The organism is Gluconobacter oxydans DSM 3504 (assembly GCF_000583855.1).
Taxonomy (GTDB): Bacteria; Pseudomonadota; Alphaproteobacteria; order Acetobacterales; family Acetobacteraceae; genus Gluconobacter; species Gluconobacter oxydans.
Genome location: NZ_CP004373.1, coordinates 1,659,032 through 1,685,190 on the forward strand (window position 1 = coordinate 1,659,032; position 26,159 = coordinate 1,685,190).

Here is a 26,159-nt window from a genome sequence, read left to right on the forward strand (position 1 = left end):
CCTGACGCCGCAGCGGAAGGATGGCAGCGCCTGATACCGAGGCCCGTTTGTGTGGTCTCAGTACGCGGGTATCCCTTGGTCAGCAGGATGCCCGCAGAGACGATGTTCTTTCCCGAAATGGGGGAAAGCGGTTCATGATGGAATGCGAAGCTCTCAACCCGCCAGATCGAGATCTTCCGGTTTTTTGATTACGACATTTACACGATGGGTCAGGCCGTCATTTTCCATATCGATCGGCCGGGTTAATGCAACGAGCGCATCGTCACCCCGCATGAAAAGATCCCCCTCGGAGACATGGTCGGGGTTTTCTATCCGGATGTGATATTCCGACGTTTTCCAGCGCAGACGCACTTCATACGCGGGCCATCCCGCAGGAATGCGCGGGTTTATCAGTAGGCTGTTTCCTTCAACCTGTACGCCCAGCAACGTCTCAATTCCGATGCGCTGCATCCATCCTGCCGATCCCGTGTACCAGGACCAGCCACCCCGCCCGACATGCGGGCTGGAAGAGTAAACATCTGCAACAACCGCATAGGGTTCGACCTTGTATCGGTCTGCTGCCTTCTGATCGCGGGAATGGTGAATCGGATTGAGCGTCGAGAACATCTCATGCGCCGCATCGCCCTCTCCGAGCAGAGCCGTCGCCATGACCGTCCAGAGGGCCGCGTGCGTGTACTGGCCGCCATTTTCCCGAATGCCGGGCGGATAGCCCCGGATATAGCCCGGGTCCGGCTCTGAAACATTGAACGGGGGCGTCAGAACCATGATGATCTCCTGTTTCAGATCAACAAGTTGCTCCTGAACGGCCTGCATGGCCTGCCGCGCGCGCTCGGGAGAACCTGCCGCTGAAATCACGGCCCATGACTGGGCAATGGCATCAATGCGTCCCTCACTGTTGGCGTGACTGCCCAGAGGGCTTCCGTCATCGAAATAGGCCCGCAGATACCACGCACCATCCCATGCGGCTTCCAGAGCGGTTTCAAGCTCCGTCATGACACGGGTCCATTTCTCGACGTGTTCAGTGTCCTGTCGTGCGCGGGCGAGGGGAAGGAACGCAGACAATGCGGCATGCGTGAACCATCCCAGCCAGATGCTTTCCCCTTTTCCGGCTTCGCCAACACGGTTCATGCCGTCATTCCAGTCTCCGGTGCCCATCAGCGGAAGACCGTGCGCGCCTCTCTGCAGACTGTGGTCGAGCGCAAGAATGCAGTGCGTATAAAGAGAGGCTGTGTCGTCCGTCACTTCCGGCTGGAGAAAGCGCTCATGCTCCCCATCCGCCAGAACAGGCGCGCTGAGGAAGGGAATTTCCTCATCCAGCACCGCCGCATCCCCGCTGACACGGACATATTGCGCGACGGTGTAGGCGAGCCAGGCACAGTCATCCGAAATCTTCGTGCGAACGCCATTCCCCTTCTGGGGGAGCCACCAGTGTTGCACGTCTCCTTCCGGAAACTGTCGGGATGCCGCCCGGAGTAGATGCTCCCGGACCAGCTGCGGAGCCGCCAGAACGAGAGACATTCCGTCCTGAAGCTGATCCCGGAATCCATAGGCGCCACTGGCCTGATAGAAACCCGCCCGGGCCCAGATACGGCTGGACAGGGACTGATACAGCAGCCAGCCATTGAGCATGATATCCATGGCGCGGTCCGGCGTCTGAACCTGCACGGTTTTCGTGACCGTCTCCCATCTGCGATGGACAGCCTCCAGAACGGCATCGAGATCCGCCGCCCTGTACTGCCGGACAAGCTGGCGAGCGTGTTCGGCATTCCGTCCCTGACCCAGCAGGAAAAGGATTTCGGTGCTTTCCCCGGCTTCAAGCGTGACGACAGTCTGCAATGCGGCACAGGGATCAACGCCAGCGCCGATAATACCCTCAAGCGGGCCACCACGGACAATGGCTCTGGGCGCTGAAAGACTGCCGTTCGGACCAATGAACGTGCGCCGGTCATCCGTGCTGGACGTCTGCTGACCCGCCAGATCCGCAAAGGCGACCCGTTCGCCAAACGTCTCGCCCCATCTGTTCCTGACGAACAGCGCGCTGGATTCCGGGTCCTGCTCCGTAAAAACGAAGGGTGACGTCGTGCTGCGGGACTGTCCGAGCACCCATTCGGTATAGGTCGTGACCCTCAGGGTCCGGGCGCGCGAGGATGTATTGGTCAGTTTCAGTCTGGAAATCCGGATGGGATCTTCAGGCGGCACATAGTGCAGCAGGCTCGAGACAATCTCGTTGGCGTTGCGCTCGAACCGGCTGTATCCGCGCCCGTGCCGGCAGACATAAACAGCATTGTCGTCCGGGCACACGGCCGCCACCGGGGACCAGAACTGCCGGCTTTCCTCATCGCACAGGTAAAACGCCTCTCCGGTCGGGTTGACGACTGGATCATTGGACCAGGGAGTCAGCTGGTTCTCCTTGCTGTTTTCGGACCAGGTATAACCACTGCCTTCCGCAGAGACCTGAAAACCGAAATGAGGGCTGGAAACGACATTGACCCAGGGCGCAGGGGTGCGGGTTCTGCCACGGATGATGACGGCATATTCCTGCCCGTCAGACGTAAAGCCGCCATATCCGTTCGCCAGTTCCAGCACAGGCAGTTCAGGCGTTTCCTGCGCTCCGTGGTAGGGGCGGCAGGGACGCAGGGCGGCCTGCACGGCTTTCGAGCGCTGCTTCATTTCGAGCCGGGTGATCTGATGTTGCAGGTTCCCACCCTTGCCCGTCAGAACGACGCAGGCCACCGAGAACAGAAGCTCCCTGACCGTTTCCGGCATGAGCGTCCCACGCAGGAGACGCACGCTTCCCGGCTGCCCGGAAGAGCGGACCAGGGCTTCAAGAGTGTGCTGTAGATCCTGCGCATAAGACGCCGAATGGTCGTTCAGAATAACGAGATCAAAAACCAGCCCCTTGAAACTCAGATAGTCATGGGCCGTGAGAATGCTCCGTGCGAGGTCGAAATCCTCGCTTTCGGCAATGACCAGCAGTAGGATCGGCAGATCGCCGGAAATTCCCTGTCCCCACAGGTCTGCCTGTTTGCCCGCCCCGCGTTTGATCCGGGCAGCCGACGCGCGCAGGGCCGGTCCCGGAAACAGGAGATACCCTGCAAGCTGCTGGAACAAATCCGCCTGGACGGGCTGGATGTCGAGATGCCGCAGATGAACCTGGGCATGCGTCCAGGCAAGGGTCAGCGCACGATCGAGATCCGCGTCATTCTGATGGCGCACGATGCTCTGCATGAGGGCTTCGCGGGTTGAGGCCACAATCGTCCAGAATGAAACATGCCGCGTGGAACGTGCGGGAAGTGTCAGCTTGCAGCGTGCGGAGAAAACAGGATCCAGAACCGTTCCGGTTGATCCCGAAAGCGGCCCGGTCCCCGTAACGGCAACCGGATCGCGCAGATCCCGCCCGCGCCCGATGAACCGGGAGCGATCGGTCTCAATCGAAAGCTCACTGCCGCCCACCACCATATGCGCAGCCCAGATCTCCGGATCGGACGGATTTCTTTTGCGCCGCGTGGCAATGATCGCCTTGCAGGCGGGAAGATATTCCGTCTGTACAAACATCTTGGCAAAGGCCGGATGGCTGATGTCCATCCCCGGCGGGCACAGGGCGAGTTCCACATAGGACGTGACATAGACTTCCACTGCGGCCGTGCCGGAATTCCGGACCGAGATGCGACGAAGTTCGGCGTCGTCCTCGGCCGAAACGAGGACTTCCAGCGTCGTCGTCAGCCTGTTGTCCTGCCGCGTATAGGTCGCGCGGTCTTCCCGGAACTCGATATCGCAGCTTTCGGCTTCGACGCCGGAAGGCTGCAGCCCCGCCGTCCAGAAATGACGGCTCCCGGCACGCTGGAGGTAGATATAGCTCCCCCAGTTATCGAGGGTGGAATCCCGTCGCCACCGCGTCACCGCCTGATCCCCCCATTTGCTGTACCCGGACCCGGAAGCCGTCAGCATCACGCTGTAACGTCCGTTTGAAAGAAGATGCGTGACAGGCGTGTTCGTGTCGGCCGTGCGAAGATGACGCCCGCCGGACTGCAACTGGATGGTCAGCGCAGCAGGCGCGGTCTCTTCTTCCTTCAACGGTGTCGTAATGACACCGCCTGTTGGCGCGCGTTCCTGAAGCAGCAGCTCCGTCGCCCCGATCATGGGCTCCGCATGAAAACGGGAGCGCATAAGCCCCTTCAGGACCGTATCCGCTATGGCGAGGATGGACATGCCCTGATGATGGGCCATGTAGGAATGAATGACCGCAACGGTCTGGTTCGGTTGCAGCCGCGCTTTCGTATAGTCCAGCGCCTCGTAAAATCCGTAGCTCCCCTGCGCTCCGGCAGCCTGCAGGGCCTTGAAGTTCTCCGTGGCCAGATGCGCATCCACCATGGTGGCCAGCGCCGTGGCATAAGGCGCAATGACCAGGTTCTGCGCCAGCCCCCGTTTCATTCCGAGGCCCGGAACACCAAAATCGGAATACTGGTAATTATAATCCAGATCCCGGGCATTATAGGCGGATTCCGAAATCCCCCAGGGCACACCGCAGAACTGCCCGTATTCGATCTGACGCCGGACAATCTGCCGGCTCGTCTCTTCCAGAAGACTGTCAAAAGGCGCCGCCATGATCAAGGACGGCATGAGATATTCGAACATGGACCCCGACCACGAGACCAGCGCCTCTCCATGTGCCACGGTGGCCAGCGGCCGCCCCAGACGGAACCATTCCCAGGCCGGAATGTCACCTTTCGCGATGGCAAAGAAGACGGCAAGCCGCGCTTCCGACGCCAGCAGGTCGTAGCAGTTCTCATCCAGCGTGCCTTCATTGACGACATAGCCGATGGAAAGCAGCTTGCGGTCGGTGTTCCGGAGAAAGCCGAACTCCATCTCCAGCGCCATGTTTCTCGCGCTCTGTGCAATCCTGTGGAGCTCGTCATGGAGCAGGGGACTGCTTTCGAGATCCTTGCGTTCACTCTGGATGCAGTCCTGCGCCGCATGCAGCCAGAAAAGAAGGTTCTCCGCACCCGTGGAAGAAGTGTCCTGCCCTGCGCGCCCTGCCGTGGCCCGCCTGTGCAGGAGATGCACAAGTTCTTCGGTCTGACCGACCAGCATCTGCACCCTGTAGGCGAGCGTGAGCTGGCTGGCATGGCCGTCCTTCATGTCCTGAAGAACGGTCTCTATGAGCTGTGCAAGTTCCGAGGAACGAAAGACATCGCTTCCTGATGTGGCCTGTTCGAGTGCGAGGTTCAGAGCGTCACGCACACCTTCGCGCCAGGTGTCGGATTTCCGGCCTTTCTGGATCCATTCTTCGCAGGCGCAGGCCAGCGTGATCAGATGGCCGGCCAGATTGCCGCTATCGACGGTGGACACATAAACCGGCGGCAGCGGGGAAAGATCGGCAGTACTGTACCAGTTATAGAAATGCCCTCTGAAGCGTGGAAGCTGCGCCATGGTCCCGAGCGTGGCGCTCAGACGCGATGTGGCATCCGCGACGCCGATCCAGCCGAAATCGCAGGCCGCGACCACGGACAGAAGATAAAGCCCCATATTGGTCGGGGATGTCCGGTGCGCGACGAGCGGGGCAGGGGTCTCCTGGAAATTGTCTGGCGGCAGCATGTGATCGGCGGCAGAGACGAACGTCTCGAAATACCGCCACGTCCGCCGGGCCTGCATCCGCATGAAAACGGTCTCGGCCTCGGTCGCCTCAAGCCTGCGGGCCGAAGCGCGGTACTGGCTGGCCTTCCACGCAATCGCCGGCGACAGGCACCAGGCGAGCGCAAAAGGCAGAATGACGAGCCAGACCCAGGGAGCCGACACAACCATGACGATTGCCGCCAGCAGGCCGATCAGAACGGCGCCGCTCATCTGGCGGAAATAGCCCTGGATCTGCTCGCGCGGCGCTTCGGCTGCCTGAGCTGCCGTAACCCATTGCAGAAGATGTTTGCGGGTTACGAAAACGCGGGCCAGCGTCCGGCTGATCGCATCGCCCGCAAGGCAGGCCTGATCGGCCAGAAACGCGAAGCACAGCGCCGTGGTCAGGGCCGTGCGCTGAAGATCGACCGTCAGAAGGGAAAAATAGCTGCGGAACGTCTCTCCGCGTCTGCGCCGGATGATATCCACCAGAAGCGGCAGGGAAGCCGGAATGACGAGGGTCGAGACAATGCACAGGCTCCACACCAGGGCATTATGAAACCCGAGAAACCAGCCCGCGAAGAGTGCCCCGATGGCCATGGGGGCCGAAAGACTGCGGCGCAGATTGTCCAACATCTTCCAGCGCGCAATCCCCGTGAGCGGATTGGTCCTGATCCCGATGGTCGGAAAACGGCCCATCCATGAGAAAATCCATGGCAGAAGCTGCCAGTCCCCCCGCACCCACCGGTTGAGACGCGCAACCGAGACCAGATAATCGGTTGGATATTCCTCGATGACCTCAATATCCGTCACCAGACCGGCCCGGGCAAAAACGCCCTCGAACAGATCGTGGCTCAGGAGCGTCCCATCGGGAACGCGCCCCGCCAGCGCCGCTTCGAACGTGTCGATCTCGTAAATGCCTTTTCCCGCAAAGGACCCCTCGGCAAACATGTCCTGATACAGGTCGGAGACGGCCGCCGTGTATGGCTCTATCCCGTTGGGGCTTGAGAAAACCCTCTGGAACAGGGTGCTCTGCCGTGCTTCCGGCAGAGAGGGCGTGACACGCGGCTGAAGAACCGCATAGCCCTCCGTGACGCGCCCTTCGTTCGGATCGAACTGCGCATTATTGAGCGGATGGGCGATTTTCCCGACGAGACGCCTGACAACCTCATGCGGCAGCCGCGTGTCGGAATCCACCGTCACGACATACCGGACATTCTGCGGAATATTCTGCCCGGACAGACTGAAAAAACTGGTATCCGTCGCCCCGCGCAGCAGCCGGTTCAGTTCATGCAGCTTGCCGCGCTTGCGCTCCCAGCCGATCCATTTTTCTTCGCTGGCACTCCACTGCCGCCTGCGATGCAGGAGCAGAAATCGCGTCCCCGCAGGCCCCGCGCCATAAGTCTGGTTCAGGCGGGCGACTTCCCGCCTCGCAACCGCCAGCAGATCCTGATCACCCTTTCGGCTCTCCGTGGATGAGTCCGTCCAGTCCGTCAGAAGGGCGAAATAGATCTCGCCATCCCGGCTGGAAAGATAATGCTTCTCCAGGCGGTTCACCATTTCCAGAATGGAGGAACGCTTCGTCAGAAGGGTCGGGACGACAACCATGGTCCGCAGATGCGCGGGAACGCCGTCCTTGAGCTCCAGCGCAGGAAGTTCCGAGACCCGGATGGCCCACATCAGGAAGCGGTTCACACCCGCTACAACGGCATCCGTGGCTGGAATAAAGCCCAGAACAATCAGCGCGCACGCCGCCCGGCCCGACAGGTTTCCGTTCATGATGGACAGGAACGCCGACAGCAGAAGAAGCGTCAGTAACGTAACGCCCAGGCTGTATCCCGTGATGCCGAGCCGACGGCAGATCTGCCCGATCTGGACCCGCAGCGGAGCGCGGAATTTCAGTTCCGCTTCAAATCCCGGTCGTCCTTCCGCCAGAAGATAATAGCCCGGATCGGCGCGTCGCGGATCGGGATTTTCCTCCTCGGCTGCCATTGCGGCAAGAGCCGTCACCCTGTTCGCAATGTCACATTCCGCATGCCCGGACCCTTTCGCCAGGGCCTCGATGGCCTTGCTGTACAGGTTCCGGGTCGCAGGATCCATGTCCGAGAAACCGGCATGGCGATACAGGATCTGGCTGACCGCGCTGATGTTTTCAAAAATACTGCTCCAGTCCAGCGTGGTGATCAGCCGCATGCTCGTAATGATGTTGCGGATGGTCGCATTCAGGGCGCTCTGTTCCTGCAACTCTTCATGAACGACCTGCTCCAGAGTTATCCCTTTTTCCTGCAATATCCCTTCCAGCCACAGGAAAGCGGGGTCTTTCTGTGGATCGTGTCCCTTGAGGCGATGCGCGAACTGGACAAGAAACGCCGGGCCCAGTGTCTCCGTGTTTATTCGGGAAAGGGTTTTAAGAATTTTCGTATTGCTGGCCTGGGCATCAAGAAAAACCGTATTGGCAAGCGCATTGGCGGCCTTCTGTTCCTGAAGATTCTGGCAGATCTTGTCCGCCACCCGCCGGAGGTTCTCGATCAGAACGATCTTGATCTGGGTCGGAATGGCCCAGAGTTCCCGGATCAGCAGCGGCCGGCGGTCCTGATAGGCGCGCAGAAACTGGCAGAGTGTCTTTGGTTCGATATGGCTGTCCGTATGCGCCACGAGAGCCCAGGCAATCTCGAAAACCCTTGGCAGACCGGCAAATGGCCCGCTGGAAAGCTCGGGAAGGTCTTTGTAATATCCCGGTGGAAGATCAAACCGGATGGTCTGTATCTGTGCATCCATCAGGTAATAATTATCAATCAGCCACCCACCCGCCGGAGTAATCTGCTCACCATTTTCTGAGGCCTGAGATAAAAGGATGTTGGCCTCAAGAAGAACCCTGGCATTGTCATTCAGCCGGTTCGGTAAAATGTTGTTCTGCGTGGCGAGCAGAATATCGCCATGAATTTCCGCCAGGCTCTGGGAATGCTGCAGAAGCCGGTCTTCACTGAAAAGATCAGAGCGGATGATCTTTCCGGAATGAATCCGAAACGAATCCCGGGAATTTTTTCCGAAAAACTTGGCCATATCTGCAGGTCCTTGAGGTAGGAAGCATCGGAGAACGGGTGTGTTGTGCCTTTGAGGAGATTCCAGACAGATAATTTCAAATAATTATGGTCCGGATGCAGATTTTATAAATATAATAACCAATTATGATGTTTGTTTTGGTTATGTCGGCAGAATCTGTTCATCACACAACGTGCGATTGAAGTTTTGGTTACCATCTGAATCAAAAGATTTTAAAAGATGAGAGAAAAATCTCTGACAGAAGACATGGATCAATTTGTCATGAGAAGGGAACCTTGATCCCCAGGACAATACCGGGTGCGCAAACACCTCTGCGACGTTTGTCCGTCCGCCATACAGTTCCGGCTCATGATACGGGGGAGCAGAAAGATCCTTTTCCATTCCATCCATCAAAGCCCGGGGCAATGGTGAAGGGATATGATCATCAATTCGTGTCGGGGAAGAGGGCTTTTCCCATGTCTGCGGAGTATCCATCCGCCCGGAACCATAAAATGACTATGATGTTAATGGGTTCTCTTTAATGCCGGGCTAATGGTATCTCTTCTTCAAGAGGCTTCTGATGGCCTTTCTCGCATCTGATGCGTCGGTGTTTTGGGGAGTTTTGCATGCGCTATCTTGTTACCGGTGGGGCAGGCTTCGTCGGTAGCCATGTTGTTCTTGCTCTACTCGATGCAGGTCATGATGTTGTCGTGCTGGATAATCTGAGCACGGGATATCGTGAGGCGGTCCCCGCCGGTGTGCCTTTCCACAAAGTGGATCTTCTGGATTATGCCGTTACGTCAGCCGTGGTGGCGCAGGGGAAATGGGATGGCGTCCTGCATTTTGCGGCGCTTTCTCTTGTCGGCGACAGCATGCGCGATCCCTTTCATTATCTGCGGCAGAACTATCTGACGGCCCTGAACCTCGTACAGATCTGTGCTGGGCAGGGCGTCAGGAAGATCGTGTTCTCTTCGACGGCCGCTCTTTTCGGCGGCCCGGAACGGCTTGACCCCATCCCCGAAACCGCACCTGTGCAGCCCGGCTCCCCGTATGGCGAGAGCAAGTTCATGATTGAGCGTGTGCTGCACTGGGCAGATGCGATCTATGGGCTCAGAAGCGCATGTCTACGATATTTCAATGCGGCCGGCGCGGATCCGCAGGGACGTGCAGGCGAAGACCATCGCCCCGAAACCCACCTGATTCCCCTGACCATTGATGCGGCACTCGGTCGCCGTCCTGCACTAAAGTTGTTTGGTACCGACTATCCGACCCGGGATGGTTCCTGCGTTCGCGACTATATCCACGTTACGGATCTTGCCGACGCTCATATCAGGGCTCTCGCACAGATCGATCATCGCAGCGTCACGTATAATATCGGCAATGGCCAGGGCTACTCGAACCTTGAGATCATCCAGAGTGTCGAGCGCGTCAGTGGCCGCAAGGTGCCGTGGGAACCTGCTCCAAGACGGGAGGGCGACCCAGCCCTTCTGGTGGCGGATTCCACGACCCTTAGAAATGATACGGGATGGGCACCCCGGTTCGGCGATATTGATAGTATCGTGGAAACGGCCCTGCGCTGGCGGGAAGGCCATCCTCACGGTTATCGCGGGTAACTAGCACAACCCCGCCACGGCGCTCTGAAAGAACGCTCTGATTTTGAACCCTTACGCGCCGTCTTCGGCGCGCTGGAAGCGGATCAGGCTGCGCGACAGCCGTCCCTGAGCCCAGTTCGGCATCTTTCGCCACGGCGTCGTGACGTCTGCGGTTGTGCCGCTGACCACAACGGTCCGGCGCTGTTCCGTGCCCACCCATTCTGGTGCCCAGGCTGTCTGGACCTGCGTGATCCACTGGTTTCCCTCGACGCGATAGCGCCCGATATAGGCCACCAGCGTTTTCATAAGGCCCGGATAATCGGCTTCCGTTTCAGCAGGGTGGCGATGGCTGCCCTCCAGATTGAACGCCACCCATCCATCAGGCGTAAAAATGACCCGCCCCCGTGGTGAAGGGCCCATCGCATTGATGAATGTTCCCGTATCCTTTTCCTCCACCCGGTAGGAAACGAGATTCCAGGTGCCGACAAGCTGATCTTTCAGCGTTGGTTGTTCCGGATTTCCGTCAGAGGATGTCGTGACTGGAAAGACTGAAGCCATGCTGTTTTCCCGACCCTGTGTGGCGTTTCTGGGCGCTCTATAACGCAGACCGATCACCTTTCAGTAGGCACCTCATCGGAAAGGGAATATTACGTCAGGTGCAAGAATGAATCGAATTCCGCTTTTAGGGGGGCAGGATGCGCCATGACGAAACAGGAGACCTGCGTTTCTTTGCTCATCTTGTTGCTTCGGGCAGTCTGACCGCCTGTGCCCGCAATCTCCAGACATCACCCGCGACTGTGTCCCGTCGTCTCGCCCGTCTGGAAAGCCGGCTGGGTAGCCTGCTGGTCGTCCGGAATACGCGGCATTTCGGACTGAGTGAAAACGGGCGGATCTACCATGAGCGCGCGGTGGAAATTCTGGCGCTCATTGACAGTCTGGAAGAGGAGATCTCGTCCAACACCAACATTCCCCGGGGAACGCTCGGGATCGGCGCTCCGGTAGAACTCGGACGACGCCTGATCGCACCTTTTCTGGCGACTTTCAGCGCCACGCATCCGGATCTGCTGGTCAATCTGGCGCTGGCCTCGGAAGGATTTTATGACACCAGTGACTCTCTCGATGTCGTCCTGCGTCTGGGCCTTCCTGATTCTCCGGATGCGGTTGTCACCAGACTGGCCTCGACGGTGCGGGTGCTGTGCGCATCGCCTGAGTATCTCGCCCGTCGTCCTCCGCCAGTGACGCCGCAGGACCTGGCGGCCCATGACTGCCTTTGTCTGAGGCGCAACAAGACAATGGCTCTTCTGGACCGCTGGGTCATCGGCAACGACCTGCAGACGGAGATCATCACGGTCGAACCCCGCCTTTCGAGCACGAATGCCGAGATCATCCATGACTGGGCGCTCTCGGGAGAAGGGATCGCCTACAAGCTGCTCTGCGATGTCCATCATGATCTGGAACAGGGGAGGCTCGTGCGGATTTTCCCCGATCTGCAGGGGGAGAAAATCGACCTTCACGCCGTGCTGCCCAACCGGAAATATACGCAGGCCAGTGTCCGCGCCTTTCTGCACAGCCTCAAACCCCATCTGCGTGTCGCGGGCTTCTTCTAGTCTCCTGACAGGCGTTGGCCTGCGCGCGTGTTTCCGGCTGATGGACCTCTCGCCCATCTTGCGCGCAGCTGTGGTATGACGCCTGTCTCTCGGCCGATCGAACAGGATTATTCTGATGCAGGGCAGCGGTGTTGGCGTTCTGGACAAGTGCATGGCGCTCATGCGCTGCCTCTCCGTATCATCGGGAGCATTGACCGCGCTGGAACTCGCCCGTCAGACCGGAATGGATCGTGGCACGGTGCATCGCCTCCTCAAGGCCATGGTCTACTGGAAACAGGTCGAGACGGGCGATGGTACCTACCGTCTGGGTGCAGGGGCGCTTCTTTCGGCCAGTTCCTACCTGACGCGCCTGCCTCTGAGGCGTGTGGCGCTGCCCTATGCCATCGATCTGCAGAACGTGATTTCGGACCGTCCGGCCATTGTTTCCGTGGCTCTGCCGGTCGGAGACCAGATCGTCCTGATTGACCGGATGTGGACGGCCACGACACCGTTCAATGTCATCGCGGATCTGGATGACCGTTTTGACATGGACGCCTGCACCAGCGGGCGGGCCGTTCTGGCGACGCTCTCAGCCGCCAGTGCCGAGGCGCTTCTGGGAGAAGAGCGTTATCTGGCTGTGGCGCCCCGTCTTGAGAAAATCAGGAAGAATGGCGGATATTCCTTTGGCCATAGTGAACAGCGCAAGGGGCTGTCCGCCATGGGATATCCCGTCCGGCATGGCGATGGCCCCGCCCTGGGCGCGCTGGTCGTCGCCGGGCTGGAGATGGAGGCAGACATGAGGGTTTCTTCGTCTCTCGCGCATCACATACAGCGTGCCTGCGCAGGAATTGCGGAACGGCTGGTCATATCTTCCCCGAGGTAGTGCCGGTTTCCAGAATTTCCAGGAGCTTGGCCTGCTGTACCTTGCCGTAATGAGAGCGGGGAAGCTGCGGGACAAACTGGATCTGCTTGGGAACCTTGTGGCGTGAGAGCACACGACGGCAATGCTGGATCAACTGTTCCGGCTGGACCTGCTCTCCGGCATGAAGCACGACGGCCGCACAGACACGTTCGCCCCATTCCGGGTCCGGAAGGCCAAAGACATGGACATCCTGAACGGAAGAATGCTCCATCAGGGCCTCCACGACTTCCGAGGGCTGTACGGACATACCGCCGGTGCGGATGATCTCCTTGCGGCGCCCGACGACGCGGAGGAGGCCGTTGCTGTCACGTTCTCCCAGATCGCCTGTGGCAAGCCAGCCGTCCCGGAGTGTGGTTGCGGTGAGTTCCGGGCGGTTCCAGTAACCGGCCATCAGGTGAGGGCCGCTGACTTCGATTTCCCCGGCATGGGAGAGGGGGTCCTGATCCGTCAGCTGGGCCTGGACGGTTTTCAGCGCAAAGCCCACGGCGCCTGCGGATGTTCCCGTTTTGCGCAGAGAGGCAAGGACAGGGGCGGGGAGGTAGAAGCTCCAGGGGGCTTCGGTCATGCCGTAGAGGATGCTGAGGCGCGGTCCCAGAAGGGATGTGGCCCTGTCCAGAATGTCCTGTGACAGGGCTGCGGCTCCGACATCAAGGGAGCGGAATTTCGGCAGAGGTCTGGGAGGGGACGGGATCTCGGCCTCGTGCTGGATCAGGCGCGCGATCTGGGTGGGGACAAGGGAGCTGAAGGCCGCGGCTGTTGTTTCCAGCTGCGCCAGGAAAGTTGCCGGGCTGAAGCGGCCGGCCAGAACGACAGTTCCGCCGTTGCACAGATGGGCCAGAACGGAAATCGAGGCGATCGGCCACAGGGGGCGGACGTTCAGGAGCACGTCCTGCGGGGAAGTGGGGCGTGCCAGGCTGATATTCCCGATAACGGCCGACAGGCTGGCCTGGGTGTGCATGACGGCTTTCGGCTGGCCGGTGGTGCCGCCGGTATAGTTCAGGGAGGCGAGGTCGCTGTCCGCTGGTGCGGGCAGAGGGGACGCTGTTTCGTTCCATTCGGTCGGGAGGGGACGGCAGAGGGTGTCCGTCAGGCTCCGTGCCTGCGCCTCAGCCGCGTTTCCGTAGAGCAGGAGGGCTATTCCGGCGTCTGCAATCTGGCTCTTCAGTTCCTGTGGAGACAGGGAGGGGTCGAACGGGACGCGGATATATCCGTTCGCCATCGCGCCGTAATCGGCGACGAGATAGGGAATGCTGGCATCGGAGAGAATGCCGATCCGGGCTCCCTGCGGGATGGAAAGGTTCGTGAGGAAGGCTCCGAACCCCGCCAGGGCCGCTGCAAACTGTTCGAAAGTCAGATACGCGCCTGATGCGAGATCCTGCACGGCCGTTGCGTTCGGCCACTGTCGGGCAGCGCGGGAGAAGAAAGAGCCCAGGGTCATGATGTTACCACCCGCTCAGAATGATACGTCCGTCCACCTGTCTGGCTTCCAGAAGTTCGTGGGCCCGGGCGGCTTCGGGGAAGGGCATGATCCGATCGATCCAGGGTCTGACGATGCCCGCGGAAATCAGGGCGAGAGACTGTCTGACCTCATCGAGCGTGGCACTGCCGGAACCCTGGATCCGAAGACGGCGACCGATCAGCAGGCCGGGTGAGACCGGCACATCTGCCGGAGAGACGTTCCCCAGAACGATAACCCGCCCGCCCATGCCCATGGAGCGCAGAGTCTGGGGCAGGGTGAAGCCCAGATTTTCCATGGCGACATCCACGCCCTGTTTCGCGGTAGCCGCCCAGACGTCCCGGCTGTACTGGCCGTCGGAGACGAGGACCGTTCCGGCGCCGAGATCTCTGAGGAAATCAACTTTCCGCTCGCTGCCCGTGATGGCGATGACATGGGCGCCCCGGGCCTTTGCGATCTGGATCTGATGGACGCCCAGACCACCGCTGGCACCGTTGATAAGTACCGTATCTCCGGCCTGCACGCCGGCCTGTGAAACCAGGGCACGCATGGCCGTGCCAATGGGGCAGGAGGCAAGCGCCGCCTGCGGGTAAGGGACGTTGTCGGGAATGCGGATGGCGGAAATGGCGGGAAGGCGGATGTATTCCGCGTAAGCGCCTTCGGTATCGATGGAGGGCAGGGACAGGGAGCGGCAGAGATCCTGCCGCCCGCGCAGGCAGTCCCGGCATGTGCCGCAGAACCGGCGCTGATAGCCCACCACCCTGTCACCGACCGTCAGGGCCGTAACGGATGCTCCGGTCTGGACGATTTCTCCGGAAACTTCATGGCCCAGAATGACGCCCGCCGGTGCTCCCGGAAGTTTGCCAGCGCGGTGCAGAAGGTCGTGATGACAGATCCCCGCCGATTCGACACGGACCAGCACGTCATCCGGGCCGGGCTCGGGCGTAGGAATTTCTCTGAGAACCAGCTGGTCCGGGGCGCCGAAGTCCTTGAGAAAAATGGCTTTCATGGTGTGGCTCCCTGCAGTTCTGTTCGAATTATGAACCTTAAGATCGAACTGTGAACTTTTTTATATTCCACCTCGATTTCGGTTGCTATGGTAATTTAACGATCAAATCAGATGATGATTCAGGAAACTACAATGATAAAGAGTGAAATATCTGAAGGTGTTCTGACTCTCACTCTTGATCGTCCCGAGCGCCTGAACGCTCTGGACAGCGCAGGCAAGGCGGCTATGGGGCGTGCCTGGCACGATGCGCTTCGCAATCCCGAGGTCCGGGCGGTTGTCCTGCAGGGGGCCGGGGAACGGGCTTTCTGCGCAGGGTCGGACCTGAAAGAGATCAGTGCCACGGGGCAGGTCGCGTCTACGGATGTTCTGGCATCGTGTCTGCCAGGCGTTGCCGAGGATTTCACCAAACCGGTTGTGGCGGCGCTTCATGGCCATGTCATCGGGTTGGGGATCAGCATCGCCATGTACTGTGATTTCAGGATTGCGGCCCCGACAGCGCGTTTCCGTTTTCCCGAAGTCGAGCATGACATGCTCTCCGGTTTCAGTGCCATCGAGCTGCCTTCGCTCATCGGTGAGGCTGCGGCTCTGGATATCATGCTGACGGGGCGTGCGTTTGATGCCGCCGAAGCGCAAAGGCTGGGGCTGGTTTCCGCTATTGAAGAGGAGCCGCGGAAGGCTGCCCGCGCATTCGCGTCGCGGCTGGCCGCCATGCCGGTTTCCGCGATGGGATGGAGCAAGCGCCTGCTGCTGGCGGAACGACGCACCCGCCTTGAGCGGCATAAGGCTCTGGTGGACCGGGCGCGCAGGGAGGTGGGGGAGCATGAGCGCTGACGCCCTTTCGGACGCGGGACAGAAGCAGCGGGAGGTCTTCAGGCGTATTGCGTGGCGCCTGATGCCGTTCCTTTTCGCGTGCCTGGTTTTCAACTGGCTGGACCGGGTGGCGATCAGCTTTGCGCATCTTCAGTTCCGTAAGGATCTGGGCATTACCGATACGGTCTTCGGGCTTTCGGTCGGCCTGTTTTCCGCGGGATACCTGCTGTGCGAAATTCCGAGCAATCTGGTTCTGGAACGTTTCGGAGCAAGACGCACCCTGGCGCGGATCATGATCCTGTGGGGTGGCGTTACGATCGGGATGGCGTTCGTTCAGGGGCCATACAGCCTCTATGTCACGCGCACGCTGCTGGGGATGGCGGAAGCCGGGTTTTTCCCGGGGGTAATTCTGTATCTGACATACTGGTTTCCCGATGCCTACCGGGCGCAGATTACCTCACGTTTCATCATGGCCATTGCCGTTTGTGGCATTGTGGGCGGTCCGGTTTCGACATGGATCATGACGCATCTTGCGGGCGTGGGGGGCTGGCATGGCTGGCAGTGGCTGTTCGTTCTGGATGGTCTGCCACCGGTGCTCGCCGGGCTGATGGCCTATCGCTGGCTTTCCGACCGGCCGGCAGAGGCAAAATGGCTGGGACCCGAAGAGCGCGAGACGGTTCGGCAGGCTCTCGGGCATGATGTTGAGCCGGGTGTAAAGCCGGAAAAACGCTCCCTTCGCGATGCTTTCAGGAACCGGACGCTCTGGGTCCTGTCCCTGAGCTACTGCCTGACAATCATGTGCACCGGGAATGTCGTCAATTTCTGGGTGCCGTCGCTTCTTCGGGCGTCTGGGGTACAGGATCTTCAGAGGCTCGGAAATCTAAGTGCGCTTCCGCATGTCATCGGCATCGTGGTGATGCTGCTGGCTTGCCAGAGCTCGGACAGGCACCGGGAAAGGCGCTGGCATTTTGCTGCGGGCGGGGCGCTGGTCGTGGTGGGAATGCTGCTTCTGCCGTGGTCATTGCATCATGTCGTTCTGACCATGCTGCTTCTGACGCTCATGGTCTGTGGATATCTGATCGCCACCGCGATTTTCTGGAGTATTCCAGCCCTTCTCCTGCCCCGTCAGGACCGGGCTGTCGGCCTCGCCTTCATCAACTGCTGTGGTCAGGTGAGCAGTATGCTCACGCCCGTGATGATCGGTTTTCTCCGAAGCCGCCTGGGCGGGTTTGAGGCTGCGCTGACCGTGGTGAGCCTTCTGGTGGCGCTGGGCGTCCTGATCCTGCTGCGATGTACGACCTTTTTTTCCGCGTCCCGTTCTTCTTCCCTGCTGGAGCCGAGTTCATGACTGATTATGCCGATCTTGCCCGACAGCTTGCCCCTGCGATCGCGGCTTCAGCGCCCGGGCGGGATGCGGAGCGCCTTCTGCCATTCGATGTCTTTGACAGGATCCGTGCGTCCGGGCTGGGAGCAGCGCGGGTTCAGAAGGAACTGGGAGGCGGGGACGTCAGCCAGAGTGTGGTTGCCAAGATTTTCATAACGCTGGGGAAGGCTGATCCGAATGTGGCCCAGGGACTGTTTCCCCATTTCATGAACATCGAGCAGCTGCGTCTGATGGCGTCTCCGGAAATGCAGGCGCGCTATCTCGCAAAAATCGGGGAAGGACAACTTAGTTCGGGCGCTGTTGCCGAGCGTGGAGGTGGCTTTCGGGGCGAAATCCATACGCATGTCTCGCAGGCTGAAGGACGCAAGATGCTTCAGGGAAGCAAGTTTTACAGCACGGGGTGCCTGTTCGCCGATTTCATTAAGGTTCAGGCCGTGGATGAGGAAGGAGGCGCGCTTTATGTAATGTTGCCCAGGAATGCCGACGGGCTTGTCCTGAAGGATGACTGGGACGGGATGGGGCAGCGCGTGACTGCCAGTGGCACCAGCGAGTTCCATGACATTGTCCTGTCGGATGAGCAGATCATTCCGATCCATCACTGGTCGGGCCGGAGAAGCTATGTGGGGGCTGCCGCGCAGCTGATCCATTGCGCCATTGATGTCGGCATCGGGCTCGCCGTGCTGGAAGATGCCATATACTGGGCGAAAAACCATACCCGTCCCCTGCGCGAAAGCGGGGTCAGCAAGGCCAGCGAAGATCCGTATATCCTCTATGCGATTGGTGAAATGTCCACGCGCGTCCGGGGGGCGGAAGCGCTGGTGCGGCGGGCTGCGGAGCATGTCGAACTGGCGTGTCTGGCGCAGCTTGAGGATTCACGGCAGGGGTGTTTTGCCACGGAAGAAACGGAGCGCCTTCTGGTCCGGTCTTCCATCACCACGGCCGAAGCCAAGATCGCCTCTACCGATGCCGCGCTCTACGTCTCTCAGCGCATGTATGATGTGGGAGGGGCGGCCACGACGCAGAAGCGGTTCAATTATGACCGGCACTGGCGGAACGCGAGGACGCATACGACCCATGACAGCGTTGCCTACAAGTACAAGGCGATCGGGAACTACCTGCTGAACGACGCACCTCCTCCTATTACGTTTACGTACTGAAAAAACCCTCTCCTGTGCCCAAGGCACATTTCCCACCTTATAAAACTATGCAATATAGTTTTATATAAAAAGGTCACTTTGCTATGGTTGTTAAAGAGCTTTCAGCAAAGAAATACATTCCTTTGCTGGTTTTTGTTTCGACCCTTCCGTCTTCGGTCCTGGCCGCTGAGGACAGGGGCGAGAAACATGATGCTGGCAAAAAGGTGGAAACCAGCGTTTCTCACCGTCATGCGTTGCCTTCGCGCAGTCGCCAGCGTCCGAAAGATGCGCGGCCGGTTCCTGCGACGCCACCGCGTCCTGTTCTGGAGACCATCTCGGTGCTCGGGCGGCAGGAAGATCCGGTCCTGTCTCTCTCCACCAGACGCCACAGCACAGTCAACGTGCAGGTGGTGAGTTCCGAGGAAATCGTGAGGACGGGGCAGAGCAACGCGATGGCAGCGCTTGAACAGCTCGTGCCCTCGGTCAGTTCTCCCTCGTTCAGTGGTGTTGGATCCAATCGTTTTATCCGGACCATGCAGTTGCGGAACCTGTCAGCCGACCAGACGCTTATTCTCGTCAATGGAAAGCGGCGCCATCTGACGTCCAATTTTAATGCCAATGCCGGCCCCAATTCCGGGACCGAACCTGCGGATCTGTCCCTGATTCCGCTCAGTGCAATCGATCATATCGAGGTCATTACTGAGGGCGCATCCGCCCTTTATGGGCAGGATGCGATCGCAGGCGCCGTCAATATCGTGCTCAAGCACAACACCAGTGGCGGTTCGATCAATTTCGTGGACAGCGGCTATTATGCCGGTGACGGGGTCGGGGTGAACGGCTACGGGGATTATGCGTTCAAGCTGGGGAAAAGCGGCGGTTATCTTGATCTTGCCGCTCAGGTTTCCAACCAGCTGCCGACCAACCGTTCCGGCCCTTACACCGGGACCATGTATTTCCCCCTGGCCGATGGCAGTGTCGATCCGCGACAGACGAAGGCGGGCCGTGATTATAACCGGCTCGAGGGTCTGGGTCATACGACCATGGAGACGGTTTCGGCAAATGGCGCCATTCCGCTGACGGATCAGATTCGGGCTTACATGACATCGACCTATGCGCATCGGACCGTTGAAAACCAGGTGACTTTCAGGAACCAAGCCAACAATAATACGGTCCGGGCCCTTTATCCGGATGGTTTCATCCCCTTGATGGGCATGAGCGAGAATGATTTTCAGGTGAATGGCGGTGTGCAGGGTACGACTGCCGGCTGGAACTGGGATGGATATGTCACGTATGGACGGGATGACGAGAGCTATACGACGCTGAATTCCGATAACCCGACATTCGGCCTGGCCAGCAAAACCAATTTCTACGATGGATCGGATATCGCGACTCAGCTTGTCGCCGGGTTCAAAGCATCACGCAATTTCCATCCGTCGTTTTTGTCCGGTCCCCTTCTTGTGGAATTCGGTGGTGAATACCGGCATGATACGTTTCAACTGACGGCCGGTGAATATCAGTCCTGGGCTGATGGTGGCGTGACTGTTCTTGACGGCCCGAACGCTGGTGCTCTTGCGACGCCGGGAGCCTCCGGTCACATCGGTGCGTCTCCTGATACAGCCAGTAATACTGCGCGTGATACGTTTGATGGTCACGTCAATCTTTCATTTCATATTCTTCCGAAATGGGAATGGACGCTTGGTGGTCATGCCGTGAATTATTCGAATCTTGTCACGACCGAAACGGGCTCCATTGGAACGCGATATGATTTTAACAAGCGTTGGGCGATCCGGGCTAATATCAATACGGGCTACCGCCCCCCGACGCTGGGGCAGGAGAACTATTTCTATACCTCCACTTTCCCGACCTACACGTTTGCGCAGCTCCCGACGACGAGTGCCGCGGCCAAGGCACTGGGAGGCGGAAATCTGAAAGGTGAGTATTCCCGGAGTTACAGCATAGGGATTGATGCGCATCCGATCGATAATCTGACCGTAACCGCCAATCTTTACCGGATTGCGATCAATGACCGTATGGCAAACTCGACGCAGTTTGGCGGAACGGCTGTCGAGAGTCTGCTCAGCACTCTGGGACTGAATGGTATCCGCTATGTTCAGTATTATACGAACCCCGTGAATACCGTCACAAATGGTGGAGACGTCAACGTCTCATATAATATTGACCTTCATCATTATGGACGCTGGCTGTTTTCGGTGGGGGTGAATTTTGCGGATACGGAAATCAGCCACTTCAATAGCGCTCCAGCTCAGTTGGTGGCTCTGAATCAGGCATATTTCGATGCCTACGCTCAGAATACCCTGCTTCATTCAGCGCCAAAAAACAGGGAAACGCTTGGAATTACCTGGGCCTTGAAGAAATGGACCGTTGAGTTTCAGGAGCAGCGTTATGGAGAACTGACCTATATCGCCAATCCGAGCCTTGCTTCGAAGGACTGGACCGTCGTGAAGCCGGGTTACATCACAAATCTGACGGTTGGCTATGATATCAGCCCAAGATGGTCTGTCAGTGTAGGGGCGCAGAATCTGTTCAATAAATATCCAGGACAGGTTTCCAAGGTCGCGCAGGCCTCTTCAAGCGGGGCGTTCAAGTATCCGTATTATTCGGCTTACGGGTTCATGGGCGGATATTATTTTGCAAAAATCAGTTTTCATCTCTGAAGATGAGATTCTGGTTCGGCAGGTCCGTCTGAACGGGCCTGCCGAGCGGACTGTTATTTCTGCAGGACCAGCTCTGTAAGCAGGTTCCATCGTACAGGAATACTGGAAATCTCGATGTATTCCTGCAAAGTGTGGGCGCCATCTCCGACAATGCCGAGCGCATCCAGCGTGGGAACGCCCATGGCGGCAGAGAAATTACCATCCGAGCCGCCACCGGTGGAAAGATCGAAGAGGACCTGTCCATCGGCATGAGAGATGGTTTCTGCCTTTTTGACGAGTGCCGTAATGCCTTTGTCCTTCACATATCCGGGGCGGTTGATCGCGCCTTCGACCGTCAGTTCGACATCCGGATTGACAGCTTTAAGGGCCAGAATACGCTCGTTCATTTCTGTCCCGGTGGCTTCATCCGGAACGCGCAGATCCACAACGGCGGAAGCGTGTTCCGCCACCACATTGGCGCCCGTTCCACCGTCAATGAGGCCGACATTCACGGTAATGCCGCGACTTTCATCCGTCATGTCTTCAAGGGCGAGGATCTGATGGGCCAGTTCCCGGATCGCGCTGCGGCCTTCAGCATGAGCCCGGCCGGAATGTGCCGGACGACCGTGGCAGGTGATGAAATATCGCCCCACGCCCTTGCGGCCACTCACGACGCCATTGCCGGGGCGTCCCGGTTCGGTCACGAGGACATATTGAGCCTTGGCGGCTTCTTCCTCAATGAGCCTGCGGGACGACGGACTTCCGATTTCCTCATCCGACACGATCAGCATCCGGATCGGCAGATGTGATTTTTTCGAAAGGGCTGCGAGAACCCTGAAAGCGAGCAGAACGCCTGCTTTCATGTCGGCGATGCCCGGTCCGTAGAGTCTATCGCCCTCTTTTTTCCAGGGCAGCGTATGAGCGAGGGTCCCGATAGGGTGTACGGTATCAATATGACTGAGAAGGAGAATGCCCTTCTCGTTCGACATCCGCTCGGGATCGTACAGGACGATGTGGTCTCCGAGCGGTGCACCGCGCGTATCCTTGTTACCGCTGTGGACCTCGGCAGCCAGGCCGGCATCCTTGGCCCGGGCCATGATCAGCCGTCCGAGTTCGTTCACCTTCTCGGGGCTGGTTGTCGGCGTTTCAATGCTGACCCATTCCTTGAGTTCCGTGAGAAACGAGGACAGGGCTTCAGGTGACATCTGCATGAAAAATGCTTTCAGAGAGATGGAAAATCAGGATGTGTGCGGAGTGGCTGCCAGAATGGAGGGAGTATCGCGCAGGCGTTTCCTCATCCACAGGAACGGAACCGTGGACAGCAGGGCCATGGCTCCCACATAGAAACACCATGAGACGGAGCTTCCCGTGCGGTTGATGATCACGGTGAAAATAGGCTGGGCCGAACCGCCGAAGATTGTGACGGCCAGCGAATAGGCACAGCCTACCCCGACCGTTCTGACAGGCATAGGAAAGAGGCGCGTCAGGATTCCTGTCCCGGTTCCGGACGCTGCGCCATGGAAAATGGCGAGAAACCCCAGAAGTAAAAAGACGGTCGGGAAACCCGCGCCATGGGAGAACAGCATGAAGACTGGCACGATCGTGCAGGCCAGGATGACGCGGCAGGTCACGACAATGGCTGTCTGACCCACCATTGAGACCAGATAGCCGCTGGCAATGGCGCCGAATGCCGTTCCGGCTCCGATCGCAATATTCACCGACAGCGCCGGAAGGGCGTGGAAATGCAGGTTCTTGCCTGCAAACAGGGCACAGTAAAGGAAGAAATACTGCAGGACCGTTCCACCTGCCGTGATGAGCATTCCGGACAGCACTTCGACCGGCATCCGGGTGAAGACTGACAGGATATGGGGCGGCTGGGCATCACTCTTTTCAGGGACGAGGGTCTCTTCCAGGGCGCCACGCAGCCACAGGCCGATCGGACCGATCATGGCGCCGATTGCAAAGGGAATGCGCCATCCCCAGCTGGCAAGTTCGTGGTGGGTCAGGAGCAGGCTCAGCGCTGCGCCCAGCAGGCCTGACGCCATCGTGGCGAAGGACTGGCTGGCCAACTGCCAGGAGGCCGCCCGACGGGAGGTTTTCGTATCAGGTGCGGACTCGACCAGAAATGCCGTGGCCGGTCCCATTTCCCCGCCGACGGAAAATCCCTGCAGCAGGCGTGCGACGAGGAGCAGGGCCGGTGCGGCAATGCCCATTGTCTTGTAGCCGGGAAGAATGGCAATCAGCAGCGACCCCACACACATGGATATCAGTGTGAGCGTCATGGCAGCCTTCCGGCCCCGCGTATCCGCGTAATAGCCGATCAGCAGGGCGCCCAGGGGGCGTGCGACAAAGCCGAGGCCGAACACGGAGACGGCCTGAAGAATACGGACGTAATCATCCGTACTTCCAAAGAAATAGTCACCGATATAGGCGGCGTAAGCCGTGAAAACAGTAAAGTCAAAGAACTCCAGCGCATTACCGATCGTCGCGGCAGCGATGGTCCTGACGGTTTTCCTGTCTTTCATGCGTATTGCCCTTTTCGGCTTTCCGATACGTTCCGCGTCATCAGAAATTATAATTCACGCGACCACCGATAAAGCGGGGCGGACCTGAAATGGCGGTCTGCACGTTCGTGGCCTGAGAGCGTGTGAGGTCATATTTCCGGTTGGCGAGATTGGTCGAATAGATGGTGGCCGACCATTTTTTCGAAACCGGTTCGAACGTCAGGAACGAGTTCAGCAGGAAATAGGCCGGAACGGTGCGGTAAGGCGGGTTCCCCGGGATAAGACCTTCCGCTCCGCGATACGAATAATCGACGTCGAACAGCAGGTGATAGCGGGAGGTGATGTGGAAGGCATAGACGGCGGACCCATTCATCGAGATCTTGGGAATACCGCTGTCGACGCCATGATAGTCGCTGTAGAATGCTTTCCAGATGCCGGTCTTGACGTAATAGGCGTTGACCTGTGTCGCATTGATCGAATGGAACTGGTCGTAGACGCCCCTCTGATATCCCACAACCTGAGTAAGGGTCAGATCCCGGGTCGGATGGGCTTCCATCGAACCTTCGACGCCCCAGATTGTCGAACGCGGAACGCTGACATACGATCCCACGGAGCCGTAGCTGGGAATGACGATGTTTCCCAGAACCTGCTGGTCACGGTAATCATAGTAGAAGGCTGCGCCGTTCAGGCGGAGGCGATGGGAAAAGAAATCGTTTTTCGTGCCGATTTCATAAGCCATGATCGTCTCAGGCTTGATGGGCTGTGCCTGCTGCGCAACGACCGTGTTGTTCGCCGTGAAGCCGCCCGGCTTCATGCCCTTGCGGACATCTGCATAGAGCAGGCTGGTGGGCGTGAGCTGATATTCAATCCCGACCTTGCCGGTGAACTGGTTCGCCAGCGCGCCATGCGTTCCAAAGTTGAGATCGTTCTGTCCGAAATGGATGGTGGTGAGGTCAACGAGCTGCCGTGAGTCGGATTCATGCGCAATGCTGCCGACCAGACGCAGGTTTTTCAGGACCTTGTATCCCAGGGTCACATACTGGTTGAAGGTCTCCTGCGGCGAGCTGAAGCTGGTTTCGGACATGTAACCACGCAGGGCATAGTCCGTGAAATCGTAGTAATTGCTCTGCTTCTGCATGACACGGTTGTAGTACATGCCAACGTCCCAGCTGAAGCGGTGGGAACGGTCCTTCAGGTCATGGAGGCTGACTTCCTGCGTGAAGGAATTGGCGACCTGCGTCCGGTAGTTATCTGCTGTGGCGTACAGCATACCGTCCTGATCCTGATATTCATGAAGCTGTACGGCGTCATAGGCGCTGGAAACATCAAGCTGTCCGAAACGGAAACGATGCGCCATCGCCAGGTGAAAGCCCCAGTTCAGGTCATTGAAGTCAGGTTTCGTGTCATGATAGCCGATCAGCTTCGCAAAAGCGGGCTTGATGTCCCAGCCAGTCTGGTAATACCCGAGGTCGCGCCCGTATTGCCCTGCGAAGGACGAGAGATTGTTGTTGATTCTGAAGCCGGGGGCTTCGGAACGGTTCAGGGACCAGTATCCCGTCAGATTGACATCCGTATTCTCATCCGGCTGCCAGGCGAGCTTGCCGCGGATGGCGCCCGTATGCTGGTCGCCGAGCGACTGGCCGGTATCGCGGCTTGTATAGTATCCGCCCCCCTCGAGCAGTTCTGCGGCCAGACGGTACTGAAGGTTGTGCGTGATGGAGCCGGTGACGAAAGCATCCGTCTTGCTACGGTTGTAAGAGGCAAAATCCTCGGAAATCCCGGCATGGAACTGCTTTTCCGGAGCTTTTGTCGTGATGCGGACCTCACCACCTGTGGTTGTCTGCCCGTGGGTGAAACCGGAGGGACCCGGATCAACACCGATGCTGTCGATATCGAACAGAGGGCCGGAGGTCATGGACGAAATTGAATAAGCGACACCGTCAATATAAGGCATGACCGACGGTGTATTATTCATGGTCAGATCGTTGAAACCGACGCCACGAAGGTGAAAATTCAGTGCGCTTGAACCGTACTGCGTTTCAATCTGCAGGTTGGGTGCCAGTTTCTGAATATCAGTAGTGGTAATGACGGCGCGCTGCTGAAGAGTTTCAGAGCTGATCATTGTCGTGGATGAGCCGACATGCTGCTCTGTATTGAAGTGTGTCGGAAGTTTCCGTACCGAAACCTTGATGGTTTCGGTATCTGTTGCCGTCCGCGATGTTGCATGGGGCGCACTTTTCTTGCGTACCGGGGGCGTGGCATGCGTCAGCGGATGCTTGGCGGAACGCACGGAATGCGTCTGTGCTGCTTCGGCGGGAATAAGAGTTGCCCCGACCGTGCCGAATACCAGAGCGGTTGTGAGTTTGGAATTCCGTGAGAGAACGCGCAGCACCATGAAAAGCTTCCTTTATGGGCTCATCTGATTTTACGAGCGAATTGCAAGACCGCCACCCT

Annotated in this window: 14 protein-coding genes; 7 read left to right on the plus strand and 7 right to left on the minus strand. The window is 58.6% G+C overall.

The window, feature by feature from the left end; genetic code table 11:
- Positions 1–153: 153 nt before the first annotated feature.
- Positions 154–8,673 (minus strand): GH36-type glycosyl hydrolase domain-containing protein, encoded by an 8,520-nt coding sequence (locus GLS_RS07310; RefSeq protein WP_041111722.1) that lies wholly within the window; start codon positions 8,671–8,673, stop codon positions 154–156.
- Between the two features lie 605 nt (positions 8,674–9,278).
- Here GLS_RS07310 and galE point away from each other — a divergent pair.
- Positions 9,279–10,265 carry a UDP-glucose 4-epimerase GalE gene (gene galE / locus GLS_RS07315; protein ID WP_041111723.1) on the plus strand — a complete coding sequence of 329 codons (987 nt, stop codon included), beginning with the start codon at positions 9,279–9,281 and terminating at the stop codon, positions 10,263–10,265.
- A 51-nt stretch (positions 10,266–10,316) separates the two neighbouring features.
- Here galE and GLS_RS07320 read toward each other — a convergent pair whose 3' ends face one another.
- Positions 10,317–10,802 carry a lipocalin-like domain-containing protein gene (locus GLS_RS07320; RefSeq protein WP_052327516.1) on the minus strand — a complete coding sequence of 162 codons (486 nt, stop codon included), beginning with the start codon at positions 10,800–10,802 and terminating at the stop codon, positions 10,317–10,319.
- A gap of 137 nt (positions 10,803–10,939) precedes the next feature.
- Between GLS_RS07320 and GLS_RS07325 the strand changes: the two genes are divergently transcribed.
- Together GLS_RS07325 and GLS_RS07330 are read left to right on the plus strand one after the other, a co-directional pair.
- Positions 10,940–11,851, plus strand: coding sequence for a LysR family transcriptional regulator (locus GLS_RS07325; protein ID WP_041111724.1), 912 nt, complete (start codon positions 10,940–10,942; stop codon positions 11,849–11,851).
- A 115-nt stretch (positions 11,852–11,966) separates the two neighbouring features.
- A complete protein-coding gene (locus GLS_RS07330) occupies positions 11,967–12,713 on the plus strand; it encodes an IclR family transcriptional regulator (protein ID WP_052327517.1) in 747 nt (248 codons plus the stop codon).
- On the opposite strand, the gene GLS_RS07335 is transcribed toward GLS_RS07330, so the two are convergent.
- Together GLS_RS07335 and GLS_RS07340 are read right to left on the minus strand one after the other, a co-directional pair.
- The gene (locus tag GLS_RS07335; RefSeq protein WP_041111726.1) at positions 12,694–14,190 is read right to left on the minus strand and encodes a class I adenylate-forming enzyme family protein; all 1,497 of its coding nucleotides are present in this window, start codon (positions 14,188–14,190) and stop codon (positions 12,694–12,696) included. The two genes, GLS_RS07330 and GLS_RS07335, sit on opposite strands and share 20 nt — an antisense overlap.
- A 4-nt stretch (positions 14,191–14,194) precedes the next feature.
- A complete protein-coding gene (locus tag GLS_RS07340) occupies positions 14,195–15,217 on the minus strand; it encodes an alcohol dehydrogenase catalytic domain-containing protein (RefSeq protein WP_041111727.1) in 1,023 nt (340 codons plus the stop codon).
- A gap of 132 nt (positions 15,218–15,349) precedes the next feature.
- On the opposite strand from GLS_RS07340, the gene GLS_RS07345 reads away from it, so the two are divergent.
- The 4 genes from GLS_RS07345 to GLS_RS07360 all read left to right on the plus strand — a co-directional run bounded on the left by GLS_RS07345 (position 15,350) and on the right by GLS_RS07360 (position 21,222).
- Positions 15,350–16,048: an enoyl-CoA hydratase/isomerase family protein gene (locus tag GLS_RS07345; protein ID WP_041111728.1), complete on the plus strand. Its 699-nt coding sequence runs from the start codon at positions 15,350–15,352 to the stop codon at positions 16,046–16,048.
- A complete protein-coding gene (locus tag GLS_RS07350; protein ID WP_052327518.1) occupies positions 16,038–17,375 on the plus strand; it encodes an MFS transporter in 1,338 nt (445 codons plus the stop codon). Before GLS_RS07345 ends, GLS_RS07350 begins: the two co-directional genes overlap by 11 nt.
- Positions 17,372–18,568, plus strand: coding sequence for an acyl-CoA dehydrogenase family protein (locus tag GLS_RS07355; protein WP_041111729.1), 1,197 nt, complete (start codon positions 17,372–17,374; stop codon positions 18,566–18,568). The genes GLS_RS07350 and GLS_RS07355 overlap by 4 nt, the downstream gene beginning before the upstream one ends.
- A 203-nt stretch (positions 18,569–18,771) precedes the next feature.
- Positions 18,772–21,222, plus strand: a complete 2,451-nt coding sequence (locus GLS_RS07360) for a TonB-dependent receptor plug domain-containing protein (protein ID WP_226986542.1) — start codon at positions 18,772–18,774, stop codon at positions 21,220–21,222.
- A 53-nt stretch (positions 21,223–21,275) separates the two neighbouring features.
- Here the strand turns inward: GLS_RS07360 and GLS_RS07365 are convergent, their stop codons facing one another.
- Genes GLS_RS07365 through GLS_RS07375 form a run of 3 tightly spaced genes read right to left on the minus strand, consistent with a single transcriptional unit; the run spans position 21,276 to position 26,100 of the window.
- Positions 21,276–22,412, minus strand: coding sequence for a M20 family metallopeptidase (locus GLS_RS07365; RefSeq protein WP_052327519.1), 1,137 nt, complete (start codon positions 22,410–22,412; stop codon positions 21,276–21,278).
- A 27-nt stretch (positions 22,413–22,439) separates the two neighbouring features.
- Positions 22,440–23,726 (minus strand): MFS transporter, encoded by a 1,287-nt coding sequence (locus GLS_RS07370; RefSeq protein WP_041111730.1) that lies wholly within the window; start codon positions 23,724–23,726, stop codon positions 22,440–22,442.
- Between the two features lie 40 nt (positions 23,727–23,766).
- Positions 23,767–26,100, minus strand: a complete 2,334-nt coding sequence (locus tag GLS_RS07375) for a TonB-dependent receptor (RefSeq protein ID WP_052327520.1) — start codon at positions 26,098–26,100, stop codon at positions 23,767–23,769.
- Positions 26,101–26,159: the final 59 nt, after the last annotated feature.

Bases quoted from the DNA above. Each gene is read 5' to 3' on its own strand.
- GLS_RS07365 (WP_052327519.1), bottom strand. From the start codon at position 22,412: ATGCAGATGTCACCTGAAGCCCTGTCCTCGTTTCTCACGGAACTCAAG.
- GLS_RS07325 (WP_041111724.1), top strand. From the start codon at position 10,940: ATGCGCCATGACGAAACAGGAGACCTGCGTTTCTTTGCTCATCTTGTT.
- GLS_RS07355 (WP_041111729.1), top strand. From the start codon at position 17,372: ATGACTGATTATGCCGATCTTGCCCGACAGCTTGCCCCTGCGATCGCG.
- GLS_RS07345 (WP_041111728.1), top strand. From the start codon at position 15,350: ATGATAAAGAGTGAAATATCTGAAGGTGTTCTGACTCTCACTCTTGAT.
- GLS_RS07340 (WP_041111727.1), bottom strand. From the start codon at position 15,217: ATGAAAGCCATTTTTCTCAAGGACTTCGGCGCCCCGGACCAGCTGGTT.
- GLS_RS07330 (WP_052327517.1), top strand. From the start codon at position 11,967: ATGCAGGGCAGCGGTGTTGGCGTTCTGGACAAGTGCATGGCGCTCATG.
- GLS_RS07310 (WP_041111722.1), bottom strand. From the start codon at position 8,673: ATGGCCAAGTTTTTCGGAAAAAATTCCCGGGATTCGTTTCGGATTCAT.
- GLS_RS07320 (WP_052327516.1), bottom strand. From the start codon at position 10,802: ATGGCTTCAGTCTTTCCAGTCACGACATCCTCTGACGGAAATCCGGAA.
- galE (WP_041111723.1), top strand. From the start codon at position 9,279: ATGCGCTATCTTGTTACCGGTGGGGCAGGCTTCGTCGGTAGCCATGTT.
- GLS_RS07350 (WP_052327518.1), top strand. From the start codon at position 16,038: ATGAGCGCTGACGCCCTTTCGGACGCGGGACAGAAGCAGCGGGAGGTC.
- GLS_RS07370 (WP_041111730.1), bottom strand. From the start codon at position 23,726: ATGAAAGACAGGAAAACCGTCAGGACCATCGCTGCCGCGACGATCGGT.
- GLS_RS07375 (WP_052327520.1), bottom strand. From the start codon at position 26,100: ATGGTGCTGCGCGTTCTCTCACGGAATTCCAAACTCACAACCGCTCTG.
- GLS_RS07335 (WP_041111726.1), bottom strand. From the start codon at position 14,190: ATGACCCTGGGCTCTTTCTTCTCCCGCGCTGCCCGACAGTGGCCGAAC.